The sequence below is a fragment of the Herminiimonas fonticola genome (genome assembly GCF_040395855.1).
In the GTDB taxonomy this organism is placed as follows: domain Bacteria; phylum Pseudomonadota; class Gammaproteobacteria; order Burkholderiales; family Burkholderiaceae_D; genus Oxalicibacterium; species Oxalicibacterium fonticola_A.
Genome location: NZ_JBEBPO010000090.1, coordinates 1 through 9310 on the forward strand (window position 1 = coordinate 1; position 9310 = coordinate 9310).

At 51.0% G+C, this 9310-nt stretch carries 8 protein-coding genes; 2 read left to right on the forward strand and 6 right to left on the reverse strand.

Annotation, left to right across the window (positions count from 1 at the left end):
• Positions 1-176 precede the first annotated feature (176 nt).
• From ABWP27_RS10610 to ABWP27_RS10635, 6 genes are all read right to left on the reverse strand, one after another.
• On the reverse strand, positions 177-410 hold the full coding sequence (locus tag ABWP27_RS10610) for a hypothetical protein (RefSeq protein ID WP_353156439.1): 234 nt from the start codon (positions 408-410) through the stop codon (positions 177-179).
• Positions 411-997: 587 nt separating this feature from the next.
• Positions 998-1669 carry an RluA family pseudouridine synthase gene (locus ABWP27_RS10615; RefSeq protein ID WP_353156442.1) on the reverse strand — a complete coding sequence of 224 codons (672 nt, stop codon included), beginning with the start codon at positions 1667-1669 and terminating at the stop codon, positions 998-1000.
• A 245-nt stretch (positions 1670-1914) separates the two neighbouring features.
• Positions 1915-2535, reverse strand: coding sequence for an OmpW/AlkL family protein (locus tag ABWP27_RS10620; protein ID WP_353156445.1), 621 nt, complete (start codon positions 2533-2535; stop codon positions 1915-1917).
• Positions 2536-2686: 151 nt separating this feature from the next.
• Positions 2687-3970: a class I SAM-dependent methyltransferase gene (locus tag ABWP27_RS10625; RefSeq protein WP_502905334.1), complete on the reverse strand. Its 1284-nt coding sequence runs from the start codon at positions 3968-3970 to the stop codon at positions 2687-2689.
• Positions 3971-4411: 441 nt separating this feature from the next.
• Positions 4412-4777 carry a hypothetical protein gene (locus tag ABWP27_RS10630; protein WP_353156451.1) on the reverse strand — a complete coding sequence of 122 codons (366 nt, stop codon included), beginning with the start codon at positions 4775-4777 and terminating at the stop codon, positions 4412-4414.
• Positions 4778-4825: 48 nt separating this feature from the next.
• Positions 4826-5140, reverse strand: a complete 315-nt coding sequence (locus tag ABWP27_RS10635) for a hypothetical protein (RefSeq protein ID WP_353156453.1) — start codon at positions 5138-5140, stop codon at positions 4826-4828.
• A 601-nt stretch (positions 5141-5741) separates the two neighbouring features.
• Between ABWP27_RS10635 and ABWP27_RS10640 the strand changes: the two genes are divergently transcribed.
• Both ABWP27_RS10640 and ABWP27_RS10645 read left to right on the forward strand, forming a co-directional pair.
• Complete coding sequence (locus ABWP27_RS10640; RefSeq protein WP_353156456.1) at positions 5742-8354, forward strand: bifunctional diguanylate cyclase/phosphodiesterase; 2613 nt, start codon at positions 5742-5744, stop codon at positions 8352-8354.
• Positions 8355-8522: 168 nt separating this feature from the next.
• Positions 8523-9310: bifunctional hydroxymethylpyrimidine kinase/phosphomethylpyrimidine kinase (locus ABWP27_RS10645; protein ID WP_011871663.1), on the forward strand; the 788-nt coding region annotated here is incomplete at its 3' end.

A 9310-nucleotide genomic window follows, 5' to 3' on the forward strand; every position in this document is an offset into this window, starting at 1 on the left:
AATCAACATCTAGGGATATATGAATGTCCGCTTTCGAAGGCGGATTCAATCGGTGAGAACACTAAAAGCTATGTAAATAGCATGAATGTGCAATGACTCGCCTGCCGATGCTGCCCAATAGCCGCATCGGGGAATTGCTGTCGCATCACTGGATATCGGCCGACTATTCTTTGCCATCATGGGAAGGGCAAGTCCAAACCGAGCTTCCTGGCAAGGACGAAGGTGATGAATCCCAAGCCCAGGAGCGCTAGCACGAAGACTGCAGCCACCTTGCCGCCCGTGCGTAGCAGCGCGCGCTTCTCCTTCTCCTTCTTCCCTTGATCGTAATGCCACTTGATGGCGAAGAACATGCCCGTACCGAGCACGAGAGCCTTGAACGTAACGAAGACTATAGGAGTCCATTCCATCATTTTGAGTATTTCCAGGCTGTTACTTGACACTACCTATCGTGAGGAGCACTACCTCAAAACGCTGCATGACATCTCAATCGAACTCGGTTTATTCTAGATTAAGCAAACAGCAATCAACATTGGACATAAAGCCCTAGGACATAATGTCCTTATTGCATTATTAAACCTTCTGCCTCACGAATTTGAGGTGCCAGACCCAATCTCAGACTCGCTGCGAGCTCCTCCAAGCCTGGAAGGCGTTGGGCTGCAGGCAACCAAGAATTGCGTCGACTGTTTAGCTCTCCAATCAGTCGCGGAACGAAATTCTTGTTGACCCAGGCACTCCCCAAATCTGACTCGAACCATTATCTGCAAAGTACATACGCAGTTTTTTGATCAAGCAGCTAACCTTGCAGAGAGGCGCTTAGGTAAAAAGACGACCAGACCCGTAAGCGGTCTGGTTCGTAGTAGGGAATGCTCAGGGAGCCACAGAATACAAAGGGCCTAGTTGAAAAACTAGGCCCTTTTCTTTTGCCCACTCTGTTGCCATCACCGCCGCTTCAGTCCATGCTGTTCGTTTGGTACGCAAAGACAAGCCCTATCCAGAATTAAAACGGGCAATCACTACTACCGTAAAATCGTTCGCCGCTGATTGGATGATCGAACTCCACGGTCGTAGCGTGTAATAGAAGCCTATCAGCCATCTGCTGAGTTTCTGGAGTGCCGTAGAGATCACAACCCAGAATGGGATGCCCAATGCCTGCACTATGGATTCGCAACTGATGGGTACGCCCTGTAAGAGGCGTGAACACTACCCGGGTAGTGTTCGGTCCGCTCTGTCGATCCAGAACCTGAAAATGGCTGCTGGCAGCCTTGCCTGTCGTCAGACAGATTTTTAGTTTCGGGAAATTGACCGGGTCTTTGGCAATCGGTAGTTCGATATCACCTGCATCTGAATTGAGTCGCCCGGCCAGCACCGCCTGATAGGTCTTGACCACAGTGCGCGACTGAAATTGTCGATTGATATTCGCCGCGACTACTTTGTTGAGGGCAATAACCAACAAACCAGAAGTACCAAAATCAAGTCGATGCAACATCAGCGCCGTCGGGAACTGCTGCGTCAGACGATAATGCACCGAATCCAGATTGAGCGGATTTTTCCCCGACAGAGACAACAGCCCGCTGGGCTTATTGATCAGTAATAACGCCTCATCCTGATAGAGGATTTCAATGTCATCGACACAGGGCGGTGCCACAAAGGTATCTATGCGAGCGGTCATTATTGCGAATCGTTCCTTGATCTGATCAAACGTCGGCAAGACGGCTTGCTCATTACTGCTGAACAGCTATAAGAATTAACTGGATTGAGATGCATCTTACAGAAAATATCTACTGATACGACTATTTGAAAACCGAGCCATCGAATACAAAAGGGCTTACGTGCAAACGTAAGCCCTTTTTCATTTCCGCTTCGCTATCTTCAAACTACAAAGTCAACGAAGACTAAACTTCGGTTCGTACTTTTTTAGAAACGGTAACCAACACCGACGCCGATCAGCCATGGATCGATTTTCACTGCGCTGAGTTGTCCTGCTGCTGTACGGACATCGCTTCTGATCTGCACTTTTTTCACATCCAGATTCAATGACCATTTTTTATCGATCTTGAAATCGACACCTGCTTGCAATGCCAGGCCGACACTGCTGCTTTCAAGTTGGGCAGCGCCGCCAAGCAGTTTGACGCTGGAGATACGCGTGTAGTTAATACCGGCACCGACATATGGGCTGACCGTTTTTTCTGGCGAGAAGTGATACTGCATCGTCAGCGTCGGTGGCAAATTTTTGAACGTACCGATTTCTGCACCATCCAGCGATACCTTGCGTTTTTGCGGGTAGGTCAATATCAGCTCTGCCGCCCAATTAGGCGTGAAGAAATAACTGATGTCGAGCTCCGGCATGGTTTTGGAATTGATGGTCAAACGATTTGCAGCGCCAACGCCGCCGACAGGATCAGATTTATTTGCCGGATCGAGATGGACGGCACGCACGCGTACCAGCCAGGAACCTTCTTGTGCTTGCTGCGCAAAAACTTGCGAACTGAGTGCTGTCAAAGAACATAATGCGAGTACCAATACTGATTTTTTCACACTTACTCCGTAGTTGATTAGAACGATACCAAGGTATCGCATCAACTTTTCCGGAGTTTGATCTCGATCAAATCATCATCATCCAACTGCTCAAATAGTAGGCAGCTCTATGAATATGTGCACAAAAAATAGTCAATAAAATATGCGTACATTATGCATATATATCTTTGCGTGTTAAAGGCACGGCAGGCTCGGTGCCGCCCGGATTGGATGCAAGTATCTGGTAAATACCGGTACCGCCTGCCTCGAATTCCAGCGCACAGGCTGCCATATACAGACGCCAGACGCGATAAGCCGATTCGCTGACATATTCGAGCGCTTCTTCACGACGCGCTTCCAGCCGGCTGACCCAATGCCTGAGTGTGAGTGCATAGTGCGGGCGCAGCGCCTCTACATCATGAATTTCAAAACCTGCTGCTTCCATCCGGTGCTGGATATTGCTGACCGTATCCAGTTCGCCATCCGGGAATACATAGCGATTGATGAATTCGGTATCGATCGTGCGTTGCCAGCCTTCTTCATCATGCGTAATGCCGTGATTGAGGAAAAGTCCACCGGGGCGCAAGACGCGCTTGATGGTCGCGTTATACAAGGGCAGATTTGCCAGCCCTACGTGTTCAAACATGCCTATGCTGGAAATCTTGTCGTACACCGCCTCGCCTTCCAGATCGCGATAATCGCGCAGCTCCACTGTCACCAGATCGCCCAGCCCTTCAGTCTGAATACGCGCCTGCGCATACTCGTACTGCTTCTGACTCAGGGTGATGCCATGCGCCCGTACGCCGTAATGGCGCGCCGCCCAGCACACCATAGCGCCCCAGCCGCAACCAACATCAAGGAAGCGTTCACCGGCCCTCAGACGCAACTTGCGGCAGATATGATCGAGCTTGTGTTCTTGCGCCTGCTCCAGCGTATCGTCCTTCGATTCGAAGTAGCCGCATGAGTAGACCATCTGCTTATCGAGCCACAATTTATAAAACAGGTTCGATACATCGTAGTGGAATGCGATGGCGGCCTGGTCGCTGCCTTTTGAATGGCGATGCGAAAAATTCCCGGCATCGAATGGCGTGCCCGTCAGACTTTTCGGCTTTGCCGGCAAACGCCAGGCATCGCGCAACAGTGCCCAACGCACGGCCAGTGAAAAATCAAAAGACTGAAAGTATTGTTTCAATCCCAGCGCAGCGTACAGATCTCCTTCCACATCGATCAAGCCGTTGATGTAGGCATCTGCCAGCGGCAATGGGCTGCGGCTGAATATCAGCCGGCGCAGGACAACTGTGTCCTTGAGCAGCAGCGTGAATGCGGGCGTGCTTACTTCAATATGATTGTCAGCCAGCAGGCGAACGCCGGTCGTACCGGGGAAATTGCGCAACAGGTGCTTCAGAATGCGTAGCGCCGCATCGGATTGCCCGGCTTCCGCTGTGTTCGATGACATGAAGGAACCGGTAACGAGATTATTGTTTCGATCATTCATTGCTGTCGCCCTATCTGAACAATTGTGATGGGTGCCCATATTTGAAAGCCGATAGGGCAAGGATAAAACACTGCACGCAGCAGCGATCCGATACGCACAGGTATCAGGAAGACTGATGGAACATGGAGTAAGAAAACAGATGTGCCGCTGTCGTATGCACAGACAATGGCTGCAAGGATCCTGCAGTTCGCGAAGCGCGCAGCAGGTATTGCCGTGAATGCGAATCAGATTTCATGTAACTTTCCCTCTTGTACAAAGTAGAAAATCAGTTACGCCTATCCAAACCGACTGAAGACACCTTCACCAAGGTGTTCAAAATAATGCCAACCATCCTGCATGAGTCATGATCTTGCAAAGCTTATGCCTTGTACGATCACGTCCGCATGCAGGCCCTACCGGAAATTACTTGCGATTGCTGTCTATATCGGCCAGGCATTCCCGACCTTTTTGCGTAATATCGAAACCGCCACCTGCCTCGGTTGCAACAATATGACCCTTTTTGCCCAGAAAGGTTGCCACGTCGGATTTAAGCACTGCCTGCGAGTCATTGGCAATGGCGCGCAAACCTTCAATACAGGCTTTGACAAACAAGGTCTGCTTGCCTTTATCCGTCAGGGCAAGGCTGCCGTCTTTTGCATATGCAATATATTTGAGACCGGTCAGGCGCTTGGTATTGCGCGCCACGCAGGCCGATGGCCGCCCCTGTCGCGGCCCTGCAACGATCTGCTCCAGCGCATCAAATTCATCCGTTGTTAAATCCCCACCCATACACACTTCCCATCTTCATTCATGTTGACGCCGCCGGATGACGAACGCTTAAAATCGCGGCAAATCAGCCAAAGTCCGGCCCGGCACATCGTGATCGATCGTATCGATATCCTCAATACCATGCTGGTGAATGACAATATGAACCCTAGGTCCCAGCACCATATCGCCTCCGACCCTGAATGCCGTTGCCACTTCATCGCCAAAATGCAATGCATCGACCACCAAATTAACATCTTGCTCTGTAGTAACGGCCTCCCAGCCAGGAGAACCGTCGCCCTTGCGCCGCCCGCGTCCCCACCGCACCATTTCCACCCTATCGCCTGCATCGTTAAACCGGACTGCCTCAATCAAATGAACTGACATCAATCTCTCTCCGTAAAAATATGGGCGACTTTTCCGCCCTCATGGTACCGCGCCCCGTCAGTTGGCGGCAACAGAGGCGCTTATTCATCAAGTGGATTTGTTAAATCAAAAAATAAGTGAATATTGCAATACGTCGTATTGTGAAGCGCTCACTCCATCTCACAGCCAGTAATATATTGCCTAATTACAAGTTTTCTTCTATCTTCTCTTTGCACTGATATCCCATATCTATGGGATATCAGCGGATGTTGCGAATGACTACACTAGCTAGCCAGCAACAATCCAGAACTGGCATCATCGTTATTCAAAATAACGGCCAACAATCGTACTCAAAGAAGTACGTGTTGCGCGTATAAAAATAAAAGTTTTCTTTTGACGGTTCCATTTAAAACCCTCATTTCAATTCCGGAATTTCATATCGTTCATCCAGGAATCCGTACAGATTTGCCTTTTGCAACCATAGTCGACTGCCCTCTTTCCGCCTCCCTCTCCGAAAATCTACGTTCGCCTATCCATTGTCATGCTCGGGAAAATTTCAGGAGATTATCCGCACCATAGAATGACAAGGGGCGCTTTCATTCGGCGCAATCTCCGTTACATCGTGCTGTGGCCACTACTGGCCCTGTTGCTGACCTTGCTGCTGTGGAGCATCATGTTTTCCAAACTGGCAAGCGATAAAAAACAGCTGGAAGAGAACGCAGCAAAACAAGCCATTTCAATTTCAAGCGCGTATGCGCAATACCTGACCAGAACCATAGAACAACTGGATCTGCTGGCGCAGCAAATCAAATACAGCTGGGAAAAATCCAATGGCTCTTTGAATTTCGAGAAAATGAGTCAAAGCGGTTTACTCAATACTCCTCAATTTGCATCGCTTGCGATTTACAACGAAAACGGCGACCCGGTCACGGCCACGCTTCCCATCGTCAGAATGTTTACTGTCAAGGATCGCGCATATTTTCAGTTTCACAAAGAAAACGCATCCGGTGCGCTACGCATCGGTGGCCCCGTCATCGGCCGGCTCAGCAACGAAAAAATCATACAAGTCACACGTCGGATTGAAAAAGAAGGCGGTGTATTCGGTGGCGTCCTGGTGATGGGTATAGCACCGGAATTCTTCACACTATTTTCCGATGACAAGGTGCTCGGGCAAAACGGCATCCTTGCCTTTATCGGCGAAGATGGCGTTGAGCGTATTTCCAAAATCGGCAATGAACAGCGCGATAGTCCTGTTCTTCATATGCCTGCTGTTACCAACAAAAATCTCGATCCTGCAAGCAACAGCGCGCAGCCATTCTTCGACGGCAGAATACGTTTCACCGCAACGCAAAAACTGAACGCTTATCCATTTTTTGCGCTGGTAGGACTGGATCGTGAAGATATATTCCTGTCGTATGAACGCAATCTGCACATGTACCGCGAAATTGCGATTGCCGGCAGCGGCCTGCTATTTCTGTTTTCCATCATCGCAATGCTGATGTCCATCCGCCTGGCATGGCGCAAACAACAGGCTAAAACCATCCAGGAAACATATCGCCTTGCCACGGAAGGCGGCAACGAAGGGTTTTACATATTGCTTTCCGAGCAGGACCGGTATGGCTTCATTACCGATTTCCAGGTCGTCGATTGCAATGAAAAAGGCGCTTCCTTTTTCGGGCTTGGGAAAGACAAATTTCTCGGCGCCAAAATATCCGATTACTACACCGACGATTATTTCGAGCGCGTCATGAATACTTATCGCCTCGCAATGGAAAAAGGATTTTACGAAGACGACTATCGCATCCCGGAAGGAAGTCCGATCAAGGCGGAATGGGTGCAAAGAAAAATCGTTCGCGCCGAAAATGGTCTGGCCATTACCTTGCGCGATATCAGCGAATCCAAACGTCATGAGCGCGAGATGTCGCGCCTGGCGACTGAAGATGGCCTTACCGCCCTGCCGAATCGCCATTGGTTATTGAACTATTTACCGGGCGCGCTGGCCACTGCCCAATCGAACGCCACGCTACTTGCCATACTCTTCATCGACCTGGACGACTTCAAGAATGTCAACGACACCCTCGGTCATTCGGCCGGCGATCAATTGCTGCGCGCGGTGGCGGCGCGCCTGAAATCCGTGGTGCGCTCTAGTGACAAGGTGATCCGGATCGGCGGCGATGAATTTACCGTCGTGCTGGAGGCCATACACAGTGAAGAAGAAGTGGCCCACATCGCATATGCCATTAACCATGTTTTGCAGGAACCATTCGATCTTTCACGCGATACGAGCGCACAGAAAAACAGGATAGGCGCCTCGATCGGTATCAGCATGTTCCCGCGCGACGGCGGTGACATCGAGACCCTGATCAAGAACGCAGATATCGCAATGTACGCGGCCAAGACAAATTGCAAGGGACAGTTCCGCTTCTACGACCGCATGCTGTATGAAAGCATACGGATGCGACTCAATACCGAACAGGAACTACTGCTCGCCCTCAAGGAAGATCAATTCCTGATCCACTACCAGCCCCGTGTTGCCGCATCGTCAGGCACATTACTCGGCATGGAAGCCTTGATCAGATGGCAGCATCCAACACGCGGTTTGGTTATGGCCCATGATTTTATTGGCCTGGCGGAAGAAACCGGCGTGATCAATGCCATCGGCGCCATCGTCATCGACAAGGTATGCGCAGACCTTGCTGCATGGCTGGCGCAGGGAATCCACGCGGTGCCGGTTTCGGTCAATATATCTGCTCATCAGTTCAGCGATGGCAAGGTCAAGAACCTGCTTGCAGAAAATCTGAAAAAACATGAAATTCCAGCCGCCATGCTGGCAATAGAATTGACCGAATCAGCCATGATGCGCAACGTCGGCGATATTTTTGAAGAACTGTCTGCCATCAGCAGAATGGGAATCAAAATGTCGATAGACGATTTTGGCGCCGGATATTCATCCCTGCCGCTATTGCAGAGGCTGGACCTGCACGCGCTCAAAATCGATCCGGCGTTTACTGCGCAATTGGGCAGAGGACAGGATGGCGAAATCTTCTTCACTGCAACGATAGCAATAGCACAGGCACTGGGCTTGCGCGTGGTTGCCGAAGGTGTGGAAACGGCGGAGCAACTCCAGATATTGCAAACGCTGGCTTGCGATGAAATTCAGGGCAACTATATTGGATTGCCCTTGCCCGCTATCGAAGTTACAGCATTGATTCGCAAGCAGAATCTTTTCCCATGATTCGGTAGTGCAACGCCCTTCCGTACAAGTCCGTCATTCCCCTCTGAACGCGTGGTCGAAGCTATAATGTTCGCTGCAGCGAGTCTCCCATTATTTTCGCTTGCGCCACTATTTTTTCCTGCATCTGCGATCAGCGATGCGTTCCTGTTGAAAGAGTGAATCTGCACCATGAATACTGCACGTCCTATCGTTCTCTGTCTCTCCGGCCATGACCCTAGTGGTGGCGCCGGCTTGCAAGCCGACATCGAAGCCATCATGGCGCAAGGCTGTCATGCCGCGCCCACCGTCACTGCACTCACAGTACAAAACTCGGTAGACGTATTGGACTTCCGTGTACTCGATCCAGAATGGGTGTTTGCGCAAGCACGCGCAGTGACCAGCGACCTGACAATAGCTGCGGTCAAACTCGGCATGCTGGGTTCGCTTGAAATGGTCGATACCGTTGCGGAAATACTGCGCGGCTTGCCGAATATCCCTATCGTCTGCGATCCGGTATTGCGCGCCGGTGGTGGTGGTGCACTGGGCAAGGATGAAGTCGGCTATGCGATGCGTGAACGTTTATTACCGCTGGCAAGCTTCGCCACACCGAATCTGCCGGAAGCCCGTATCCTGGCCGAGCTGCCGGAAGGCACAGCCGATCAATGTGCAGAAAAACTACTGCCTTACTGTCAAAACCTGCTGATTACCGGCGGCCACGGCGATGAACAAGAAGTACATAACCGCTTGTATTCCCGCGATGGCAGCAGTAAAACTTTTACCTGCGACCGCCTGCCCGGTAGTTACCACGGCTCAGGCTGCACCCTCGCCAGCGCACTGGCCGGCCGTCTGGCATTAGGCGAAGATGCCGCAACCGCTGTCGAAGCCGCTCTCGCCTACACTTGGCGCACGCTGCGCGATGCCGATCATCCCGGCAAAGGCCAGCACTTCCCGCGCCGTTTGCCGCTGGATTTTTGCGC